Origin of the sequence: Nonomuraea sp. NPDC051191 (genome assembly GCF_044455665.1) — a bacterium.
Classification (GTDB): domain Bacteria; phylum Actinomycetota; class Actinomycetes; order Streptosporangiales; family Streptosporangiaceae; genus Nonomuraea.
In genome coordinates this window covers 401519-420748 of sequence record NZ_JBITEZ010000006.1, presented here as the reverse complement: position 1 = coordinate 420748, position 19230 = coordinate 401519, and the positions used below count along the sequence as shown (strand labels likewise).

Annotated in this window: 19 protein-coding genes; 5 read left to right on the top strand and 14 right to left on the bottom strand. The window is 73.5% G+C overall.

The features are described 5' to 3' along the window. Positions 1-11: 11 nt before the first annotated feature. Both ACIA8R_RS19885 and ACIA8R_RS19880 read right to left on the bottom strand, forming a co-directional pair. Positions 12-782 carry a 4'-phosphopantetheinyl transferase superfamily protein gene (locus tag ACIA8R_RS19885; RefSeq protein WP_357709429.1) on the bottom strand — a complete coding sequence of 257 codons (771 nt, stop codon included), beginning with the start codon at positions 780-782 and terminating at the stop codon, positions 12-14. Next, entirely contained in the window at positions 779-1114 is a 336-nt protein-coding gene (locus ACIA8R_RS19880) for a hypothetical protein (RefSeq protein WP_357709427.1), read from the bottom strand. The genes ACIA8R_RS19885 and ACIA8R_RS19880 overlap by 4 nt, the downstream gene beginning before the upstream one ends. A 371-nt stretch (positions 1115-1485) precedes the next feature. Between ACIA8R_RS19880 and ACIA8R_RS19875 the strand changes: the two genes are divergently transcribed. Continuing rightward, positions 1486-2928 carry an MFS transporter gene (locus ACIA8R_RS19875; protein WP_397039632.1) on the top strand — a complete coding sequence of 481 codons (1443 nt, stop codon included), beginning with the start codon at positions 1486-1488 and terminating at the stop codon, positions 2926-2928. Positions 2929-2937: 9 nt separating this feature from the next. Here ACIA8R_RS19875 and ACIA8R_RS19870 read toward each other — a convergent pair whose 3' ends face one another. Continuing rightward, positions 2938-4524 carry an acyl-CoA carboxylase subunit beta gene (locus ACIA8R_RS19870; RefSeq protein ID WP_397039630.1) on the bottom strand — a complete coding sequence of 529 codons (1587 nt, stop codon included), beginning with the start codon at positions 4522-4524 and terminating at the stop codon, positions 2938-2940. 275 nt (positions 4525-4799) lie between these two features. Here ACIA8R_RS19870 and ACIA8R_RS19865 point away from each other — a divergent pair, with 275 nt between their 5' ends. Further along, a complete protein-coding gene (locus tag ACIA8R_RS19865; protein WP_397039629.1) occupies positions 4800-4958 on the top strand; it encodes a hypothetical protein in 159 nt (52 codons plus the stop codon). Positions 4959-5131: 173 nt separating this feature from the next. Here the strand turns inward: ACIA8R_RS19865 and ACIA8R_RS19860 are convergent, their stop codons facing one another. The 3 genes from ACIA8R_RS19860 to ACIA8R_RS19850 all read right to left on the bottom strand — a co-directional run bounded on the left by ACIA8R_RS19860 (position 5132) and on the right by ACIA8R_RS19850 (position 8245). Then, positions 5132-6064 (bottom strand): aminoglycoside phosphotransferase family protein, encoded by a 933-nt coding sequence (locus ACIA8R_RS19860; protein WP_397039627.1) that lies wholly within the window; start codon positions 6062-6064, stop codon positions 5132-5134. Positions 6065-6124: 60 nt separating this feature from the next. Further along, positions 6125-7111: a helix-turn-helix transcriptional regulator gene (locus ACIA8R_RS19855; protein ID WP_357709415.1), complete on the bottom strand. Its 987-nt coding sequence runs from the start codon at positions 7109-7111 to the stop codon at positions 6125-6127. Between the two features lie 96 nt (positions 7112-7207). Then, entirely contained in the window at positions 7208-8245 is a 1038-nt protein-coding gene (locus ACIA8R_RS19850) for a hypothetical protein (protein ID WP_364088016.1), read from the bottom strand. 230 nt (positions 8246-8475) lie between these two features. Here ACIA8R_RS19850 and ACIA8R_RS19845 point away from each other — a divergent pair, with 230 nt between their 5' ends. Then, positions 8476-9978, top strand: coding sequence for a benzoate-CoA ligase family protein (locus ACIA8R_RS19845; protein ID WP_397039625.1), 1503 nt, complete (start codon positions 8476-8478; stop codon positions 9976-9978). A gap of 65 nt (positions 9979-10043) precedes the next feature. Here ACIA8R_RS19845 and ACIA8R_RS19840 read toward each other — a convergent pair whose 3' ends face one another. Genes ACIA8R_RS19840 through ACIA8R_RS19820 form a run of 5 tightly spaced genes read right to left on the bottom strand, consistent with a single transcriptional unit; the run spans position 10044 to position 14753 of the window. After that, on the bottom strand, positions 10044-10847 hold the full coding sequence (locus ACIA8R_RS19840) for a TIGR03084 family metal-binding protein (RefSeq protein ID WP_357709406.1): 804 nt from the start codon (positions 10845-10847) through the stop codon (positions 10044-10046). A 13-nt stretch (positions 10848-10860) separates the two neighbouring features. After that, the gene (locus ACIA8R_RS19835; protein WP_397039624.1) at positions 10861-11991 is read right to left on the bottom strand and encodes a carboxymuconolactone decarboxylase family protein; all 1131 of its coding nucleotides are present in this window, start codon (positions 11989-11991) and stop codon (positions 10861-10863) included. Positions 11992-12001: 10 nt separating this feature from the next. Then, positions 12002-13654, bottom strand: a complete 1653-nt coding sequence (locus ACIA8R_RS19830) for an FAD-dependent oxidoreductase (protein ID WP_357711043.1) — start codon at positions 13652-13654, stop codon at positions 12002-12004. Continuing rightward, entirely contained in the window at positions 13651-14211 is a 561-nt protein-coding gene (locus ACIA8R_RS19825) for a DUF5987 family protein (protein WP_364088008.1), read from the bottom strand. The genes ACIA8R_RS19830 and ACIA8R_RS19825 overlap by 4 nt, the downstream gene beginning before the upstream one ends. 14 nt (positions 14212-14225) lie before the next feature. Then, complete coding sequence (locus ACIA8R_RS19820; RefSeq protein WP_357711038.1) at positions 14226-14753, bottom strand: sigma-70 family RNA polymerase sigma factor; 528 nt, start codon at positions 14751-14753, stop codon at positions 14226-14228. Between the two features lie 209 nt (positions 14754-14962). On the opposite strand from ACIA8R_RS19820, the gene ACIA8R_RS19815 reads away from it, so the two are divergent. Next, positions 14963-15814, top strand: coding sequence for a metallophosphoesterase (locus tag ACIA8R_RS19815; protein ID WP_357711035.1), 852 nt, complete (start codon positions 14963-14965; stop codon positions 15812-15814). A gap of 214 nt (positions 15815-16028) precedes the next feature. Continuing rightward, on the top strand, positions 16029-16784 hold the full coding sequence (locus ACIA8R_RS19810; protein ID WP_357711032.1) for an AraC family transcriptional regulator: 756 nt from the start codon (positions 16029-16031) through the stop codon (positions 16782-16784). A 92-nt stretch (positions 16785-16876) separates the two neighbouring features. Here ACIA8R_RS19810 and ACIA8R_RS19805 read toward each other — a convergent pair whose 3' ends face one another. The 3 genes from ACIA8R_RS19805 to ACIA8R_RS19795 are packed head-to-tail and all read right to left on the bottom strand — an operon-like array spanning position 16877 to position 19228. Continuing rightward, a complete protein-coding gene (locus tag ACIA8R_RS19805; protein WP_357696677.1) occupies positions 16877-18241 on the bottom strand; it encodes a cytochrome P450 in 1365 nt (454 codons plus the stop codon). Further along, positions 18238-18777, bottom strand: coding sequence for a flavin reductase family protein (locus tag ACIA8R_RS19800; protein WP_357696679.1), 540 nt, complete (start codon positions 18775-18777; stop codon positions 18238-18240). The genes ACIA8R_RS19805 and ACIA8R_RS19800 overlap by 4 nt, the downstream gene beginning before the upstream one ends. Positions 18778-18799: 22 nt before the next feature. Next, positions 18800-19228, bottom strand: coding sequence for an acyl-CoA thioesterase (locus tag ACIA8R_RS19795; RefSeq protein ID WP_357696681.1), 429 nt, complete (start codon positions 19226-19228; stop codon positions 18800-18802). Between the last annotated feature and the right edge of the window lie 2 nt (positions 19229-19230).

Here is a 19230-nt window from a genome sequence, read left to right as displayed (position 1 = left end):
CGTCCTCCTCGTCACGCGACGCCGGCCAGCGGCCCCGGCAGGGGGCCACGTGCGAAGTCTGCCCGCGCGGCGGGCAGGTGGAACTCCACCGCCTCGACCGGACGGCTGGTGATCACCGCGACCGCGGCGACGTAGCCGCGGCCGGGCGACAGGACGCGGAACCGCAGGTTCTCCGGCGGGATGTCCAGCGGCCAGCTCAGCAGGGCCGGGTCGTCGGCCGGACCGCTCACCGCCACCTCCGTCGGAGGCACCCGCAGGCCGTGCCCGGTGGCCTTGAGCGCCGCCTCCTTGCGCACCCAGACCTTCGCGAACGCCTCGTACCTGTCCTCCTGGGGGAAGGCCTCCAGGACGGCCAGCTCGGCCTCGGTGAGCGCGCAGCGGGCCAGGTCGTCCACCGGGTCGGCGGGCACGGCCTCCACGTCCACCCCCAGCGGCCCCTCGGTCGTCACGGCCACCGCGACCCGGTCCTCGGAGTGCGAGACCGACACGTGCAGCGGGAATCCGGGCGCCCTGACCTGCGGCTTGCCGTGGTACCTGGTGCAGTCGGGGCACGACCGGTTCACCACGACGTCCTCGGGACGGATCCCGAGCTGCACGGCGCTCGCGGTGCGCAGCAGCCACGAGCCGGTCAGGAACCGCCTGCGGTCGGGCTCGCGGCGGAAGCGCGCGGCCCGTTCCAGCTCGGGCTCGCTGAGCACCGACAGCAGGGTCCCCTCCGGATGGTCGCGCGGGCCGGCCCACCAGACCTGGCACTCTCCCGGCGCCACCACAGATGCGATCACTGGTCTTCCTCCCTTGCGGCTGTGCTGCTGTGGGACAGGACGCGGCAGGCCACCAGCTCCCACCGGTCCACCTCGGGGTTGGCGAGGGTCCGGGTCACCTCGGCGCGCACCTGCGCGCTCGTCAGGGGCTCGTCCACGCGCATCCGGATGACGATGTCCCCGCCGGCCTGGGTGAGGTCCTTGTGCCAGCGGCCCGGCAGGAGCGCCATGATGCGGATCCCGTCGATCGGGGAGCCGAGGATCGGCAGCCCGCGGACCTGGCGCATCGTCACCTGGATCAGCATGGCTTCCTCGTCGCCGTGCGGCGTGAAGGGGCGAACATGGGGTCTCATCTCCGTCTCGTCTGCCTGAGGTCTGTCTCTCGTACCTCCACTGTGGGATCCGACAGGGGCGCGATCCAGGGCGGGAGACGTCAGGAAGCTGCAGGCCGGCGCCGCATGCTGTCACCGGGCCCGCCCCTGGTCCTAGGTCCAAGGTCCCGGGCCACGGTGACCGGACGGCCGATCCCGCGGACCGCGGCGGGCGGCATAGTCGTCCGGGAGACGGCGCGGAACACCTGGGGGAGGGGCGATGACCGGACCGGACGGCCCGAGCCCGGGCGCCGCCCACCCCAGTGCCCTCAGGGGGTGTGCCAACAAGTGTCCGCCGGTTCCGGTGCAGCCATGACAGGCCACCGGACCCCGTACGGACGAAAGGCACATCCATGTCCATCACCCGCTCCCCGGCCCGCATCCGGCGGCCGGGGTGGAGCCTCGCGCTGCTCGCGCTGGGGCATCTGATCATCAGTCTCGACTTCACCATCATCTATGTGGCCCTGCCGGACATCGCCTCCGATGTCGGCTTCACGCCGCACACCCTGCAATGGGTGGTCACCGCGTACGCCGTCCTCTACGGAGGTTTCCTGCTGTTCGGCGGGCGCCTGTCCGACCTGGCCGGACGCCGGCGGATGTTCGTGCTCGGCATGGTGCTGTACGGCGTGGCCTCCGTGCTGGGCGGCCTGGCCACGGCGCCGGCGGCGCTGCTCGCCGGGCGCGCCCTGCAGGGCCTGGCCGGCGCGGTGCTGTTCCCGGCGGTGCTGGCCCTGGTCAACACCGCCTTCGCCGAGGGCAGGGAGCGCAACCGCGCGCTGACGGTCTGGGCCATGGCGGGCGCGGGCGGGCTCACCGCGGGCGCGCTGGCCGGCGGGGTGCTCACCCAGGCCCTGGGCTGGCAGGCCGTGTTCTACGTCAACGTCCCGCTGACCGCCGTGGGCGTCGTCGGCGCCTTCGCCCTGCTGCCCCCCGACGGCCGCGCCACCCGGGGCGGCGTGGACGTGCCCGGAACGCTCACCGGCACCGCCGGCATCACGCTGCTGATCTTCGCGGTCGCGCACGGCTCGGAAGCGGGCTGGGCGCGGGCCGAGACGGTCGCGGCGGCCGTGCTCGCGGTGGCCCTGGTGGCGGTGTTCCTGCGCGTCCAGGCCCGCGGCCGGACGCCGCTGATGCCGCTGCGGCTGTTCCGCAACCGCGCGCTCAGCGGCGCGGTCGTGGTCATCCTCGTCTTCGGCCTGACGATGCAGGCCGTGCCGTACTTCCTGACCCTGTACCTCCAGGACGTCCTCGGCTTCAACGCCCTGGAGACCGGCCTCGCGTTCCTCGGCCCGACCCTGTCGATCACGGCCGGCAACTTCCTCAGCGAGCGGCTGGTCCACGGGCTCGGCACCCGCGGCACGCTGATCGCCGGCATCGTCGCCAACGCCGTGGGCGCCGTGCTCCTGGCCCCCGGCATGCAGGGGGACGGCTCGCTCCTCACCGTCCTGCCCGGGGTCGTCGTCATCGGACTGGGCATGGGCATCACGTACGAGGCCATGTGGATCGCGGCCGGCACCGGCGTCCCGGCGGACGAACAGGGCCTGGCCTCCGGGGTGGCCTCCACCGCGCTGCAGGTGGGCACCGCGGCGGGCCTGGCGGTCCTGGTGGCCGTCGCCAACCACGGCATCGAAGGGCTCGCGGGGCAGGCCCTGCGCGACGCCTCCGCCCAGGGGATGCGCGCGGCGGTCCTCGTCCTGGGCGCCGTCATGCTGACGGGCGTCCTGGCCGCCCTCAGGCTTCCCGGCCCGCGCACCCGGACGGCCGCGCCCGTCCCCTGCTCCGACCAGGGGAACTGACGGGAAGCCCTACAAGGGAAGGTTGCCGTGTTTGCGGGGCGCCACGTGCTTGCGCTTGTCGCGCAGCATGGCCAGGCCGCGCGCCACCGCCGACCTCGTCTCCACCGGGTCGATCACGGCGTCGACCAGGCCGCGCTCGGCCGTGTACGCCGGATGCACCAGCTCGCGGGTGTACTGCTCCAGCAGCTCGGCCCGCCGGGCGGCGGGGTCGGCCGCCGCGGCCAGCTCCTTGCGGTGGATGATGTTGACCGCGCCCTCGGCGCCCATCACCGCGATCTCGTTGGTCGGCCAGGCCAGTGACAGGTCGGTGCCGATCGAGCGGGAGTCCATCACGATGTACGCCCCGCCGTACGCCTTCCTGAGAATGACCTGGACGCGCGGCACGGTCGCCTCGCAGTAGGCGTACAGCAGCTTGGCGCCGTGCCGGATGACGCCCGCGTGCTCCTGCTCCTTGCCCGGCAGGAAGCCTGGCACGTCCACGAGCGTGACCAGGGGGATGGAGAAGGCGTCGCAGAACCTGACGAACCTGGCCGCCTTCTCCGCGGCCGACACGTCCAGGACGCCGGCCAGGACCGTCGGCTGGTTGCCCACCACGCCGACGACCTGGCCGTCGATCCGGGCCAGCGCGCAGATCACGTTGGGCGCCCAGCTCTGGTGCAGTTCGAGGTAGTCGCCGTCGTCCACCACCTCGGCGACGACCAGCCGCATGTCGTAGGGCTTGTTCGGCTCCACCGGCACGATCTCGGCCAGCCGGGGCCGGGCGTCGCCGGCCGCGCCGCGCGCGGGCAGCGCGGGCGGGCGGCTCAGGTTGTTGCCCGGCAGCATGGAGACCAGGTCGCGCACCGCGGCCAGGCAGCTCTCCTCGTCGTCGTGCACGAACGTGGCCAGCCCCGACCGGGTGGCGTGCACCTGCGCGCCGCCCAGCTCGGCGTGCGTGATGCGCTCGCCGGTGACCGCCTCCACCACGTCCGGGCCGGTCAGGTAGAGCTGGGCGGTGTCGCGCACCATGAACGTGAAGTCGGCCAGCGCCGTCGAGTAGGCCGCCCCGCCCGCGCACGGCCCGAGCACGACGGCGATCTGCGGGATGACGCCCGACGCCTGCACGTTGCGCTGGAAGATGCCGCCGTAGCCGTTGAGCGACAGCACGCCCTCCTGGATGCGGGCCCCGCCGCTGTCGTTGAGCCCGATGAACGGCGACCCGCTGGACAACGCCAGGTCCATCACCTTGTGGATCTTCTGCGCGTGCGCCTCGCCGAGCGAGCCGCCGAAGACGGTGAAGTCCTGGGCGTAGACGAAGACGCGGCGGCCGTCGATGGTGCCGGATCCTGCCACGACGCCGTCGGTGTGCGGCCGCTGGGCCTCCATGCCGAGCCCCTGGGCCCGGTGCCGCCGGAACATCTCGATCTCCAGGAACGAGCCCTCGTCCAGCAGCAGGTCGAGCCGTTCGCGCGCGGTGCGCTTGCCGAGCGAGTGCTGCCGCTCCACGGCCTGCGGGCGGCCGCGCGCGACCTCCGCGCGCGCGTCGGCGAGTTCTTCGCGCAGGCGGTCCATGGGCGAGGGCGGCGCTTCCTGGAGGACCTCGGGGGAGATGGTCATCGCTTCCTCCTCGGACTCTTCCGGTACGTCCAGTTAAAGATCGATGACCGGTTCATGTCACCTCCTGCAGTGCTTGACCGCGCCGGACGTGGCAGGAAGCGGAAACGCCCTGCAGCTTGCTGCCTCGCCGAAGCCTGGTTCACGGCCTCGCCGCCGCGCAAAGTGGGAAGTGCAAGGGAAACAGAGTGAGACGGACCGCAGAGAAAGGCAGTGAAATGACGAACGACATTGTTGCCAAGAGGATTTCCCAGTGGATTATCGCGATTGTCTCCGGGATGCTCGTCTGGGCCGTGGGCGCCACCGCCGCGCAGGCCGCCACCGCCGCCGCTGACACGGTCGCGGTGCAGGCCGAGGGCAACACCTGGCCTGCGCCGGCCGGCCCCGACGGCAACACCTGGCCGCTTCCCTCCCCGCAGGGCAACACCTGGCCGTAAAGAGCCCCGACACCGGAAAGGAATTGACCGTACATTTCTCCGAGGAGGTCTGCCGAAGGAAAAAGACCGGGTAAACGACGAGAACCCCCGCGACCGGGACGCGGGGGTTCTCGTCGTTCTCGCGGGCCCACGCCACCGGCCGGACGCCGACCCGGACCGGCGGAGGCCGGATGTCACCGGCGTTCCGTGAGCAGCTCCGCCAGATGGTCCGCGAACTCGGTCAGCCGGTCCAGGCGGGCGCCGCCCCGGGCGATGCGGAAGCCGTGGCGGCGCCCCCAGAACGCGGCCTGGACGGCGTGGAACTGGGCCCAGCGCCGGGCCCGCTCGCGATCGACCTCCGCGGCCTCGGCGAAGACGTCCAGGACGCGGTGGACCGCCTTGCCCAGGTCGTCCGCTTCGAGGAGCGTGAGCGCGCGGGACTTGAGCAGCGTGCCGCCGTCGTAGGCGGGGTCTCCCGCGTACCCCTTGGGGTCGACGGCCAGCCAGGGCTCACGATCGGCCCGCAGCACGTTCCTGGCGTGCAGGTCGCCGTGGACGAGAAGGTCCGGCTGGACGCGGCCCAGCTCGCGGACGGTCGCCACGGCGGCGTCCACCGCGTGACGCGGCGGTGCGTGCGTGAACTCCTCGGCATCCCTGCGCAGCCCCTCCTCCCAGGCGTCGGCCCGGTCCCGCAGCCGGGGCAGACCGGGCGGCGCGGGGACGGCCAGCCGGCGACCGAGCCGCCCGGCGACCGCCACGACCTCGTCGCCGTCCTGGACCTCCGCCAGTGTGCACGTCCGGACCCGTTCGAGCAGCATGGCGAAACGTGCGTCGTCGCGCTCGTGCAGCAGAACGGCGCCGCGCCCGCCCCACGCCGCGAACGCGTCCGGTTCGTGGACGTTGCCGGGATGCGGGAACGACACCTTCAGCACGGCGGCCTCCTCGGCCCGCCGTCGCACCGGGACGACGATCCCGACCCCTCCGTGCAGGACCTCGCCGTCCGGCACGCATCCCCAGCGGTCCAGCAGCTCGCCGGCGATGCCGGGCAGTTCGGCCAGCCACGCCGCTCCGGGCTCTCCCTCACGCTCGACGGTGGCCCGCGCGAACGCCTCCGGTATCTTGATCATCCGGGACACGATGCCACCTGCCGAGGGGCGAGGTCGCCGGAAGCGACGGGGAGAACGGGATCAGATCCAGTTCTCCTCCTTGGCGCGCAGCGCGGCCTGGAAGCGGTTGACCGCGCCGAGCCTGGCCATGAGGTCGGCGACGTAACGCCGGTACGTGCGCACCGAGATGTCCAGCTCGCGGGCGGCGATCTCGTCCTTGTCGGCCGTGGCCATGACCGCCAGCACCCGCTGCTCCATCTTCGACAGCGTCGGCTCCTCGCCGGGCGGGTCGAGGTGGTCGGCCAGCGGCACGGCCGCCTTCCACAGGCCCTCGAAGTAGATGACGAGCTGGGAGATCAGGCCGGGCTCGCGGACCAGCAGCGCGCCCGTGGAGTGCGCCTTGGGGTCGATCGGGACGACGGCCACGCTGCGGTCGTACATGAGCATGCGGTCCATCGGCTGGTCGGTGACGCGGATCTCGGCGCCCAGGTGCGCCAGCTCGCGCAGGTAGGACACCATGCGCTGGTCCTCCAGCGCCTTGGGATGGAAGATCTCGCGCAGGGCCAGGCCGCGCCGCAGCGACCGCGTGTCCAGCGGCAGCGCCGACTCGATCATCACCTCGTTGAACGGGCCGCCCGGGTGCAGGCAGAGCGTCTCCTTGTAGGAGAAGAAGGCCAGGTCGTCCAGGCGCTGGCGGACCCGCGCGCCGCTCTCGACCCGCTCGATGTCCAGCACCGCATTGGAGCGGTCGCCCTCCCGCTTGTCCTCCAGGAAGCTGGAGATGGCGTCGCGGGCGCCGAACACCCGACGGATCTCCGCGTTCAGCTCCTCCAGACGCTGCTCGACCAGGCGCTCGATGGCGACCCGCGGCTCGGTCGCGGTGACCCGGTGGCGGTCGTTCAGGTCGAGCATGGCGAGCCGGTCGAGCGTCTCCACCGCCGACTCCACCGTCTCGGGATCGAGGTCGAGCGCCTCGGGCACCGAGCCGACGCTCTCGCCCCGATGGCGCAGGAAGTAGCGGTAGACCGCCTCCGCTTCGGGGGTGACTCCAATGACGGACAGATCCACGCCCCACCTCCCGGGGGTCGGCGGCCGGAGCTTCAGTTCCATTATCGGAATCCAGGCGGCCGGCACTCCTCGCAGGTTGCGCTTTCCCGGCGGAGGTCAGGGCACGGGACAGGGCAGCACGGTGGCCCCGGACGCCGCCCGGTAGCACAGAGCCCCCGGGCAGAGCACCTTGATCACCTCGCCGCGGTCGCCGTCCGCCCGCACGGCGACGGGCTCGTGCCCGAACCGGCGCGCGGCGATCTCCGGCCAGCCGGACGGACGCAGCCCGCTCACCTCGTCGACCAGCCGGGGATCGGCGTCGACGGCCAGCCGCTCCAGATGGGCGGCATAGTCGGCCTCCCGCTCCCACACGGCGAACCGGCGCAGGCAGTCGGGCAGCTCCAGCGTGCTCCACGGCTGCGCCTTGGCCGCCATCGCGCGCAGGAACGCCTCGCACACGGCCGACTTCACCGTACGGCCGGCCGCCGCGGCCAGCGTCGCGCCCTCGCCGCCGACGGTCACCAGGGCGACCCGGAGATCGGGCACCGACAACACGAACGCCGACATCCGCAGCCCCAGCCCCGCGGCCGCGGCCGTCACGCCGGGCGGCAGCAGGCGCTCCAGCGCGCCGGAGACCCGCAGCAGCGGCTCGCGCGGCGCGGCCCACCAGCGTGCCACCACGTCGTGGGCGACCACCTCGGCGATCGCCTCCGGCACGCCGCTGTCCACCACGCCGCTCGTGGCCGGCTCGACCAGGCATTCGTGCCCGCCCGTCCACACGACCTCGACGGGCAGCCGGTAGCGCCGCCCGCTGAGCAGGCCGGTGCCGGGCACGTGCAGCCTGAGGCTCGCGGGCGGGTCGGCGACGAAGTCCGACAGGCGCAGCTCCGTCCCCGTCCACGCGGCCTGGCGCCCGTCACCGGGCAGCCGGCGCAGGCGGCGCAGGGCGGCGAGCCGCGCCAGGGCCCGCGCCCTGCTCTGGGCCTCGTAGCCGGAGAAGCCGGCGACGATGACGGCCAGCTCGTCCCGCGGCGATTCGGCGCAGGCCAGATGGACGGTGCCACCTAGGGAGTCGGCCATCGGAACGGCCGTCTCACCGGTCGCCTCACCGGTCGTCTCCGTCACCGGCCACGAGCCCGCGGGCGTGGATGCCATCGCTTCTCCTCCGCAGCGCGACGGCCGTGGCGGCCGCCGCACCATCAGTACACGCGTGGCCGGACGAGCCCGTCAACGCTCCGGCAGCCATCCCGCAATCCGGGAGAAACCGTCAGCAAGCTGCCACGTCTGCCAGCTTGCTGACGCCGCCGGACCCCCTGCGCGCCTCGCTCACCCGGCACCGTGGAAGACGCAACCAGCCCGCGAGCAGAGCAGCGAGAAGGCCTGTCATGGACTCTTTCAACATCGCCGCACGATTCCTCGACCGCGCCGACGGCGCCAGGACCGCGCTCGTCACCCGCCAGGGCCGCGTGGACTACGCCACGCTGCGCGCCCTGGCCGACCGCGCCGGCAACGCGCTGCGCGAGCTCGGCGTACGCCGGGGCGACCGGGTGCTCATCGCCGCCGACGACAGCATGGAGTCGGTCGCCACCTGGTACGGCGCCCAGAAGATCGGCGCGGTCACCGCCGAGGTCTACACGTTCCTGCGGCCCAAGGACTACCGCTACTTCGCCGGCTACGCCCGTCCGCGGCTGGTGGTGGCGGGGCCGTCCGCGCTGGAGAGCCTGCGCGCGGCGGGGCTGACCGGCCTGCTCGTCACCGGCGTGCCACGCCACCTGCTGCGCCCCGGCGAGCACCACTTCGACACCCTGGTCGCCGCGCAGGAGGCCCGGCTGGACGCGGTGCCGGTCGCCGCCGAGGACGTGGCGCTGTGGAAGTTCACCACCGGCAGCACCGGCGCGCCGCGCGCCTGCGTGCTGCCCGCCAGGAGCCCGCACGTCAGCTTCGACTCCTACGCCCGCGGCGTGCTGGACCTGCGCCCGGACGACGTGGTCCTGCCCGTGCCCAAGTTGTTCTTCGGCTACGCCCGCGACCTGACCGCCCTGTTCCCCTTCGGCGTCGGCGCGACCGGCGTGATCTTCCCCGAGCGCAGCCGGGTCGAGACGATCTTCGAGCTGATCGCCGAGCACCGGCCCACGGTCCTGGTGAACGTGCCCACGATGATGAGCGCCATGCTGGCCCACCCCGACGCCGCCCGGCAGGACCTGAGCAGCCTGCGGCTGTGCACGTCGGCGGGCGAGGCACTGCCGCCCGAACTGCACCGCCGCTGGAGCGACACCTTCGGCGTGGAGGTCGTGGACGGGCTCGGCTCCTCCGAGGCGTACCACATCTTCCTGTCCAACCGCCCGGGACGGGTGCGGCCCGGCACGCTCGGCCAGGTCGTCCCCGGCTACCGCGCCCGCGTCGTGGACCCCGACGGGCGGGAGGTCCCCGACGGCCGCACCGGACGGCTGGAGGTCAGCGGCGACGCCGTCGCGCTGGAGTACTGGCAGGACCCGGAGCGGACCGCCCGCACGTTCGTGGGCGGCCGGACCGTGCGCTCGGGCGACCTGGTCACCAGGGACGCCGACGGCTACTTCCGCTACCAGGGACGGGCCGACGACCTGCTGAAGGTCGGCGGGTCCTGGGTCGCGCCCGCCGAGATCGAGAACTGCCTGCGCGAGCACCCGGCCGTGGTCGAGTGCGCGGTCGTCGGGTACCGGCTGCGCGGGCTGACCCGGCCGCACGCGTACGTGGTGGCGTCGGCGGAGGTGGAGGCGGCCGAGCTGAAGGCGTTCGTCCGGGCCCGGCTGGCGGCCCAGAAGTTCCCCCGGAAGATCACGTTCGTGGAGCGCCTGCCGCAGACGGCCTCGGGCAAGGTGGACCGCCGCGCGCTGGAGGTCGGGGCGTGAGAAGCGGGCGCGCCCGGGACTGGGGGAGTTCCGGACGGGCGCGCCCGCGGTTCGGGAAGCCCTGCTCAGACGCCGGCGCGGGCGAACTGGCCGGGACGCCGGCCGGCGCCCGCCGGCCCGCGGTAGGCCTGCGCGAGGTCCAGCCAGCGGTCGGCCTCGGCGCCGGTCGCCGTGACCGCCAGGTCGGCGCGGTGCCGCCGCCTGGTCACCAGCAGGCAGAAGTCTTCGGCCGGGCCGCTGACCCGCTGGGCGGCGTCCTCGGGGCCGTAGGCCCACACCTCGCCGGAGGGGCCGGTGATCTCGAAGCGGAACTCCTCGGCCGGCGGGGTCAGCCCGCGCGACAGGTAGCCGAAGTCCCGGGTGAGCACGGCGAAGACGACCAGGTGCCGGAGCCGGTCGGTGCGCTCCAGCCGGACGCCGAGCGCGTCGGCGACGTCCTGCCCGTGCGCGAAGGTCTCCATGATGCCCGCGCACGCCAGCACGATCGGCGGCAGCGGGTTGACCAGCCACGGCACGACCTGGCCCGCGGGCACGGCGGCCAGACCCGCGTGCACCTCGGACCGTCCGGCCCGCCACTTGGCCAGCAGCGTGTCCGGCGAGTCGTTCTCGAACGCCTTGAGCGCGGCGTTCACCGCGCCGTCGAAGTTCTTCTCGGCGCCGGCCGTCATGGCCTTGAACGCCTCGGCGTCGGTGGCGGCGGCGGTGGCCAGCCGGAAGATGAAGGCCAGGTGGGCGATCTGGTCGGAGATCGTCCAGCCGGGCGCGGGGGTGGGCAGCTTCCACTGCTGGGCGTCCAGGCCCGACACCAGCGCGTCGAGCTGGTCGCCGTCGGCCGCCAGGTCGTCGAGCACTACCTCTAGCTCGGTCACGTCCTCGTTCCTTTCAGTCGGCTGTCGATACGGTCGGAAGCGGGGTGCCGGGCCGGGCGGCGGGCGGGGCGCACCAGGCGCCGGTCCGGCGGGCGGCGGTCATGGCCGCCCAGGAGACGACCTCGACGAGCGCGGCCTCGGCGGGCAGGGTCTCGACGGGCGCGGCCTCGGCGGGCAGGGTCTCGGCGGGCGCGGTCTCGGCGGGCGCGGCCGAGTCCGACGGCGCGGCCCGGAACTCGTCGACCACCCGCCGGTCCACCTGGTGGGAGGCCAGCGCGGTCAGCAGCGCGAGCCGGGCGGCCGGGCGCTGCGCGGGCGGCAGCGCGGCGGCGGCCTCCGCGGCCCAGCCGTTGCCGGGGCCCGGCGGGACGCCGTCCCAGCCGGACACCCGCTCGGCGACCAGCTCGCGGACCGGGACGGGCAGCCGCCGCGCGCCGCCCTCCTCGATCGCCGCCGCGGCCCTGGCGAACGCCTCGCCAAGCCGCGGGACGCCGCCCGCCCAGGCCAGGTCGTCCGGCAGCGGCGCGGCGGGCAGCAGGCCGAGCGAGCCGCCGGGCGTCGCGGCCCGCCGCGCGGCCGGCCGCATGAGCGCGCCGAACACGCGCAGCGCGGGCCCGCGCGCCCCGGCCGGCAGCTCCGGCGGCAGCGGCGAGTCGCCCAGGAACACGTTGACCACGCGGTTGAGGTACTGGAACGTCACCGCGACCGCGACGAGCTCCACGGCGGCCTCCCCGGTGACCGGCGGGCCGCCGGCGCCGGGGGAGGCGCTCGCCCTGGCCCAGGCGGCCAGCGGCCGCAGCCGGGGATCGGCGGGGGCCAGCGCGCGCAGGGTCGCGCCGTGCACGTCCACGCAGTACGGGCACGCGTTCCCCGCCGAGACCTCCCTCGCCACCAGCTCCCCGGCCACCCGGCCGGCCACGCCGGCGGCGAGCAGCGACTCGCGCAGCATCAGCCAGCACGCCGCCAGGGCGCGCGGCGCGGGGGAGTGCACGGCCACGGGCGGCGCGAGCATGCCGAAGTCCCGCTCGACCTGCTCGTACACCCGGGCCACCAGGCCGCGGGCGGCTCCGGGGCGCACCGGGCGGACGTACCGCACCTGGGCGAGCGCGCCGGGCGCCGTCATCCGGCTGAGCAGCCGGCCCATCGCGGGCGCCCTACCCGCGCAGCGCGGCGGCGGCCAGCGACGCGGTGCCGCGGCGGCCGGCGGTGGAGCCGTCCGGCGCGGGCGCGCCGTAGGAGACCTCCACGCCCCGCTCCCGCGCCGCCCTGACGATCCCCGGCACCGCCCGCTCGGCCAGCGCCGAGATGGTCATCGCCGGGTTGACGGTCAGCGCGCCCGGCACGGCCGAGCCGTCCGTGACGAAGATCCCCGGGTGGCCGCGCAGCTCGTGCCCGTCGTCCAGCGCCGAGGTGTACGGGTCGTCGCCGATCCGGCACGAGGCCAACGGATGCACCGTGTACGCGCCCACGAGGTCGTTCGTCCACGGCGTCACCGTGGCCAGCCCGTCGCGCTCCAGGATCTCCTTGCACTCGGCGTCGGCCATCGCCCAGGCCGCCGAGGTGTTCGCGGTCGGCTTGTACGACAGCCGCCCCACGCCCAGCATCTGCTGGGAGACCCGGTCGGAGTTGCCGCGCGCGGGCGGCGGCCCGAAGACGCCCTCGTTGTCGTCCTCGATCATCTGGAAGATGATCAGCCAGGACCGCCAGCGCTCCAGCATCTCCTTCTTGCGCAGCCCGAACCACGTCGGGTCCGTCCCGCCGGCCAGCGCGAGGATGGTCCCGAGGCCGGGCGGGAAGTAGAGCTGCTCCAGCGAGTAGCGGGTGTACTCGGGCAGCGAGCCGTCCAGCCGGTCCCAGTTGGCCACCGTCGGGCCCTTGCCGATCTGGTTGGCCGCGTACGCCAGGCCGTCGCCCCGCTCCAGCCCCAGCACCTCGCGCACGCGCTCCTCGTTCAGCACGGCGGTGTTGAGCCGCTCGCCGTTGCCGGAGAAGTAGCGGCCCACGGCGTGCGGCATCGCGCCGAGCGCGGCCTCGCTGCGCTGGAGGATGACCGGCGTGGCCGCGGCCCCGGCGGCCACGACCACCACCTTGGCCTCGATCGTGCCCTCGCCCTCGGTCAGGCGGTAGTCCTCGCCATGGACGATCTTGTAGTGCACCCGGTAGGAGCCGTCGGACGTCCGCTCGATGCTCTGCACCTCGTGCAGCGGCCTGATCCTGGCGCCGTGCGCGAGCGCCGCCGGCAGGTAGTTGGCCAGCAGCGACTGCTTGGCGTCGAACCGGCAGCCGGCCATCATCCAGTTGCAGTTGACGCAGGCCGCGGTGTCCACGGCGGCGGGCACGGGGTTGGCGGTGCGGCCCGCGTGCCGGCAGGCGGCCGCCCACAGGCCGCCGGAGTAGGACACGTCCTCCCAGCCCTGCTGGGTGATGGAGATGGACTCGGCGACCCGGTCGTACCAGGGGTCGAGGGTGTCGCGGCTGATCGCGGCCGGCCACATGCGGCGGTTGATGCTGCCGCGGCGCTCGAAGACGAAGCGAGGCGCGCGCGGCATGGCCGCGAAGTAGACCACGCTGCCGCCGCCCACGCAGTTGCCGCCCAGCACGCTCATGCCGTCGCCGACGGTGAAGTCGAAGATGCGGGTGTAGGAGGAGCCCAGCTTGAAGTCGTGCTCGTACTCGGCGGACTCCAGCCACGGCCCGCGCTCCAGCATGACCACGTCGGCGCCGCCCGCGGCCAGGTGGTAGGCGGGGATCGCGCCGCCGAAGCCGCTGCCGATCACCAGCACGTCGGTGCGTTCGACGCCGTTCATGCGGGGCTCCCTGAAGCTGTCGTGTCCGGGTGGAGGTCGGCGAGGGGACGGCCGTAGGAGTAGGCGGGGAAGCGCCACAGCCCGTCCGCGTCCGGCGGGGCGATGCCCATGGCGGTCAGGCCGGGATGCCCGGCCCGGAGGGCGTCGACGGTGTGCAGGTGGGCGGCGGAGTCGTAGGCCATGTAGCAGAACAGCACCAGCAGCACCCACAGCGCCTTCTCCGGGTGGCCGGGCGCGGTCAGCGTGCGCACCAGCGCGCCGCGCTCCTCGAACGGCAGGGCCACGAACTCCGGGACGCCCTCCTCCAGCACGATGCCGTGCTGGTCGGCGTGGGCGCGGGCGTGCTCGTTCAGCGAGCGGGCGTAGTCGTCCAGGCTTCCTGAGACGCCGGTGGCGTCCCATTCCAGCAGCTCGACGGCGCCGGCCGCGACCGCGCCGCCCGTCGGGCTCAGGCCGGCCACCGCCCGGTCGTCCGGACCGCGCTTGGCCCCGGGCACGATGGTGTCCGCGAGCGCCTCCAGCGTCTCCACCCTCGTCTCGTAGAGCAGTGGACCCATGGGTACTCCCTCGTTCAGGTCGGCTTTCGGTCGGTACGGTCGGTGGTGTCGGTGCGCGCCAGCGCGGCCCGCAGCGTGCTCAGCGCCCTGACGGTCTGGCTGCGGACCGTGGAGGACTCGTTGCCCATGACCTGGGCCGTGTCCTCCGCGCTGCGGCCCTCCCAGAACCGGAAGAAGATCGTCGCCCGCTGCCGCGGCCCCAGCCTGGACAGCGCGTCCATCAGCACGATGCGCTCGCCCACCAGGTCGTAGGGGTCCAGGGCGGCGGCCGCGTCGGGCGGCGCCCCGCTGAGCACCTCCCGCGACCAGCGCAGCGCCCTGCGGTCGCTGATGAGCAGCCGCCGCATGATCTGCCGCGCGTACGCCTCGGCCCGGTCGCGCCGGTCGAGGTCGTCCCAGTGCCGGTGCAGTGCCAGCAGTGTGCGCTGGACGAGGTCGTCGGCCTCGTGCCAGTCATCGGAAAGCCGGAAGGCGACCCGGCGCAACATCGGCCTGGCCTCCCGCGCGAAATTGGCGAATTCCTGCCCCCGTACCTCGGCCATCACCTTCACCCCCGGAACACGGCCGTGCAATTCCCGCTTTCTTCGGCATGCTCAGAATTGAATGCGCGGTCCGCCGCAACAACCCCTAGCGGACGTCCTCGCGCCCTTATCCACAAAGGCGTCGCGGCCACCCCCTATTCGACCGCCGGTGACCCCTGTTTTCTTCTTGCGGCGCTCCCGGCCCGTTCCCGCGCACATACGCTCGCGGCGTGAGCGCCTCCGGTGCGGCATTGCTGGCGATCAGCGACCTCCATGTCGGGTTTCCCGAGAACAGGGCGGCCGTCGAGGAGCTGCGCCCGCGCACCGCGGACGACTGGCTGCTGGTGGCGGGGGACGTCGCCGAGCGGCTGGACGCGTTCGAGGAGACGCTCGGCCTGCTGCGCGAGCGCTTCGCCAGGGTGGTGTGGGCGCCGGGCAACCACGAGCTGTGGACCCCGCCCGGCGACCCCGGCCCGCGCGGCGAGGAGCGCTACCGGCGCCTGGTGCAGGTCTGCCGGCGCCTCGGCGTGCTCACGCCCGAGGACCCGTACGCGGTCTGGACGGGGGAGGGCGGCCCGGTGGCCGTCGTCCCCCTGTTCCTGCTGTACGACTACAGCTTCCGCGCGCCCGGCACCACCCGGGAACAGGCGCTCGGCCTGGCCCGCGAACAGGGGGTGGTGTGCAGGGACGAGTTCCTGCTGCATCCCGAGCCCTACCCCAGCAGGCAGGCGTGGTGCCGGGCCCGGGTGCGCGAGAGCGAGCTGCGGCTGGAGTCGCTCGACCCCGGCCTGCCCACGGTCCTGGTCAACCACTTCCCGCTGCTGCGCGCCCCCACCCGCGTCCTGCGGCACCAGGCGCTGGCGCAGTGGTGCGGCACCGAGCAGACGGCCGACTGGCACCTGCGCTTCCGCGCCGCCGCGGTCGTCTACGGCCACCTGCACATCCCGGGCACGAGCTGGCATGACGGGGTGCGCTTCGAGGAGGTCTCGCTCGGCTACCCGCACGAGCGGCGCCCGCACCACCGCGACGGACGGCTGCTGCGGCAACTGCTGCCGGCACCCCGCCGCGAATGGGCCAGATAAACCGCATTCTCAGATAAATTGCCGAGATTTCCGAAAATTTCCCAAAAAAGGGCGATTTGTCATGCAGCGTACTGCCCGCCCGGGAGCGTGTACCAGGTGGCAACCGAAAGGCAATGCATCCGGAGCGCCGAGGAATCGCGCCCCCCGGGAATTCTCCACCCGGAGAATCGACAGGGGACGCGCCCCCGACGGCTTCCGGGTTCCGGGAGACCATATGGACGACGTCATCGAACGAGCGGTCCTGCGGGTCATCGAGAGCATGCAGGAGAACCACGGCGAGCAGCTCACCATTGACGACATGGCGCGCACCGCGATGTTCAGCAAGTTCCACTTCTCGCGCGTCTTCCAGCGCGTGACCGGGCTGTCCCCTGGACGGTTCCTGTCCGCGGTGCGGCTGCGCGAGGCCAAACGCCTGCTCGTGTCCACCTCGCTCAGCATCACGCACATCAGCCACCAGGTCGGCTACTCCAGCGTGGGCACCTTCAGCTCGCGCTTCACCCACAGCGTGGGCCTGTCGCCGAGCAGGTACCGGCAGGTCATGAGCGTCACGGCGGAGGACCTGACCGGCGGTGACCGCGCGTTCGGCGGCCCGGCGGCGACCCTGCACGGCGTCGTGACCTCGCCCCTGGCCGACCGGCCGGTGTTCGCCGGCGTGTTCCCCGGCCAGATCCTGGAGGGCAGGCCGGCGAGCTTCACCCTGATCGGCCGGCCCGGCCCGTACGTGCTGGAGAACGTGCCCAAGGGCACCTGGTACCTGATCGCCCAGTCCGTGGCGGAGTCCCGCGAGGACGCCGTGCACCACCCGCCCCAGGGTGACGCCGCGACGTGCATCGCCCGGATCGGGCCGATCGAGGTGGGGGGCGGCGGGGCCGAGCGCGCCGACCTGCGGTTGCGTCCCATGAGCGTGCTCGACCCGCCCGTCCTGCTCGCCCTGCGCGACCTGCTGGCCTGGACCGACACCCACACCTGACAGAAGGGACGGCACACCCGGAAGGGCCCGCGGACGATGGTCCGCGGGCCCCTCCGTGTTCTCCGGCTCGTTCGTGTTCTCCGGCTCGTTCCCTAGGCCGGGCTCACTGTCATCGGCAGCCCGCCGCGCACCCGCAGCGACAGCATGGCCTCCGGGACCGCCCGCCGTCCGGGCAGCCCGGTCAGCCGCAGCTCGCGGGTGACCATGGCCAGCACGAACGTGGCCTCCATCATCCCCAGGTGGTTGCCCACGCAGAAGCGCGGGCCCGCGCCGAAGGGGATGTAGGCGTACCGCGGCCGGTCGGCGGGCGCGCCCGGCTCGAACCGCTCGGGGCGGAACGCGTCCGGATCCCGCCAGTACGCCGGATGCCGGTGCAGCGTGTACGGGCTGATGAGCACGTCCGCCCCGGCCGGGACCCGGTAGCCGCCGACCTCGTCGGCCTCCCGCGCCACCCGCGTCAGCGCCCACACCGGCGGGTACAGCCGCATGACCTCCTCCAGCACCGCCGCCGTGTACGTGAGCCTGCGCAGGTCCTCGTAGGTCGGCGGCCGGTCGCCCAGCACCGAGACGGCCTCCGCCCGCACCCGCTCGCGCACCTCCGGATGCCGGTCCAGCAGGTGGAAGGCCCACGACAGCGTGCTGGCGGTGGTCTCGTGCCCGGCCAGCAGCACCGTGACCAGCTCCTCCCGCAGCCGCTGCCGGCCGGCCGGGTCCTCCCGCAGCCGGGTGGACCCGATCAGCAGCGACAGCAGATCGCCGCCGCCGGTCGGGTTCGCCAGCCGCTCGGCCACCAGCAGGTCCACGACCCGGTACAGCTCCCGCCGGGACCGCCGGAAGCGCAGGTGCAGCGGCAGCGGCAGCCACAACGGCACCATGGCCAGCGTGACCATCTCGAACATGGCCTGGTCCTGGACGCCCTCGAACGCGTGCCCGATGGAGTCGTGCGCGCCGAGGTCGGCCTCCAGCAGGGTGCGGCCGAGCACGCCGAGCGCCAGGCCGGTCATCTCCCCGGCCACGTCCACGGGCCCGCCGCCCACCCGGGCCCGCAGCCGCTCGACCAGGCGGCCGGCCTCCTCGGCCAGCACGGTGTCCTGCTGGGCCAGCCGCTTGTTCTGGAACAGCGGCTGGATGGTCCTGCGCTGCTGCCGCCAGCGATCGCCGTCGCTGGTCAGCAGGCCGTCGCCGATCACCCGCCGGGCCTCGTCCAGGCCGATGCCCTTGCGGTAGTTGCCGCTGTTGTCGGCCAGGACGTGCTTGGCGTGGTCGGGATGGTTGAACAGGTAGATGGCCTTCGGGCCGATCGTCATGCGCACCGCGTCGCCGTACCGGGCGGTCGCCTTGGACAGCAGCGCGAGACGGTCGGTGACCAGCCGCCGGTACAGCACGGGCGCCGCCCAGGGCGGCGGGCCGGGCGGCACGCCGCCCGGCGCCACCGGGCGGGTGCCCAGCGCGGTCACGCCGACACCTTCAGCGGGGCCGGGGAGGTCTCCCCGAAGCGGCCCCGGTGGACCAGCAGGCCGTCGCAGTCGTCCCGCCGGCCCACGGACAGCACCTCGCCGACGATGATCGTGTGATCGCCGCCGTCGTAGGCGCGCCAGACCCGGCACTCGAAGCGGGCCGCCGCGCCCGCGATGAGCGGCACCCCGGTGACCTCGCCCGGCGTCACCTCGACGTCGGCGAACTGGGCCAGGCCGAGCGGCCGGTAGCGGTCGGCGAAGTGCCGCGCCTCGGCCTCCTGGTGCCCGGCCAGCACCGACACCCCGAACGACGTCGCCGCGGAGATGCACTGGTGCATCACGGCGCCCTTGCCGACGCACACCAGCAACAGCGGCGGGTCGAGCGAGACCGAGGTGAAGGAGTTGGCGGTCATGGCGTGGGGGACCTCGCCGCCCGTGGTGATCACGGTGACGCCGGTGGCGAACGCCCCGAACGCGTCGCGCAGCGCCTTGACGTCCGCGATCCGCGGCGCCGGGGCCGATGAGTGGAGTTGCACGGTGACCTCCTGGGTCCGGGTTCTAGGCCAGGTACGGTTCGAGCGCCCTGACCAGGGGCTCGGGCACCCTCGCCGGCGCGGTCTTGGTGTTCGGCCCCCGCATGCAGGCCACCCGCTGCCTGCCGCGGGCGACGAGGACCTCGGGCGCGCCCGGGGTGACCCGGACGTAGTCGAAGCCGAACTCGATCTGCGTCTGCGCCAGCTCGATCAGGCGCATCCTGATGGACAGCTGGTCGAAGGCCGTGATCTCCGCGAAGAACTCGCAGTCGACCTTGAGCGTGAACAGCTTGAGGTCGTCCTGCAGGTCGTCGAGCACGTCGCGGGCCCGTTCCATGAGGAACATCTCGCGGCAGCGTCCCTGCCAGCGCAGGTAGTTGACGTAGTAGACGTTGCCGACGAGGTTGGTCTCCTCGAAGCCGACCGTGTGCAGGTACTCGTAGTAGGTACCCATGG

Coding starts and splice junctions, on each gene's coding strand:
- ACIA8R_RS19880 (WP_357709427.1), bottom strand. CDS start 1,114: ATGAGACCCCATGTTCGCCCCTTCACGCCGCACGGCGACGAGGAAGCC.
- ACIA8R_RS19875 (WP_397039632.1), top strand. CDS start 1,486: ATGTCCATCACCCGCTCCCCGGCCCGCATCCGGCGGCCGGGGTGGAGC.
- ACIA8R_RS19870 (WP_397039630.1), bottom strand. CDS start 4,524: ATGACCATCTCCCCCGAGGTCCTCCAGGAAGCGCCGCCCTCGCCCATG.
- ACIA8R_RS19865 (WP_397039629.1), top strand. CDS start 4,800: ATGCTCGTCTGGGCCGTGGGCGCCACCGCCGCGCAGGCCGCCACCGCC.
- ACIA8R_RS19860 (WP_397039627.1), bottom strand. CDS start 6,064: ATGATCAAGATACCGGAGGCGTTCGCGCGGGCCACCGTCGAGCGTGAG.
- ACIA8R_RS19850 (WP_364088016.1), bottom strand. CDS start 8,245: ATGGCATCCACGCCCGCGGGCTCGTGGCCGGTGACGGAGACGACCGGT.
- ACIA8R_RS19845 (WP_397039625.1), top strand. CDS start 8,476: ATGGACTCTTTCAACATCGCCGCACGATTCCTCGACCGCGCCGACGGC.
- ACIA8R_RS19835 (WP_397039624.1), bottom strand. CDS start 11,991: ATGGGCCGGCTGCTCAGCCGGATGACGGCGCCCGGCGCGCTCGCCCAG.
- ACIA8R_RS19830 (WP_357711043.1), bottom strand. CDS start 13,654: ATGAACGGCGTCGAACGCACCGACGTGCTGGTGATCGGCAGCGGCTTC.
- ACIA8R_RS19825 (WP_364088008.1), bottom strand. CDS start 14,211: ATGGGTCCACTGCTCTACGAGACGAGGGTGGAGACGCTGGAGGCGCTC.
- ACIA8R_RS19820 (WP_357711038.1), bottom strand. CDS start 14,753: ATGGCCGAGGTACGGGGGCAGGAATTCGCCAATTTCGCGCGGGAGGCC.
- ACIA8R_RS19810 (WP_357711032.1), top strand. CDS start 16,029: ATGGACGACGTCATCGAACGAGCGGTCCTGCGGGTCATCGAGAGCATG.
- ACIA8R_RS19795 (WP_357696681.1), bottom strand. CDS start 19,228: ATGGGTACCTACTACGAGTACCTGCACACGGTCGGCTTCGAGGAGACC.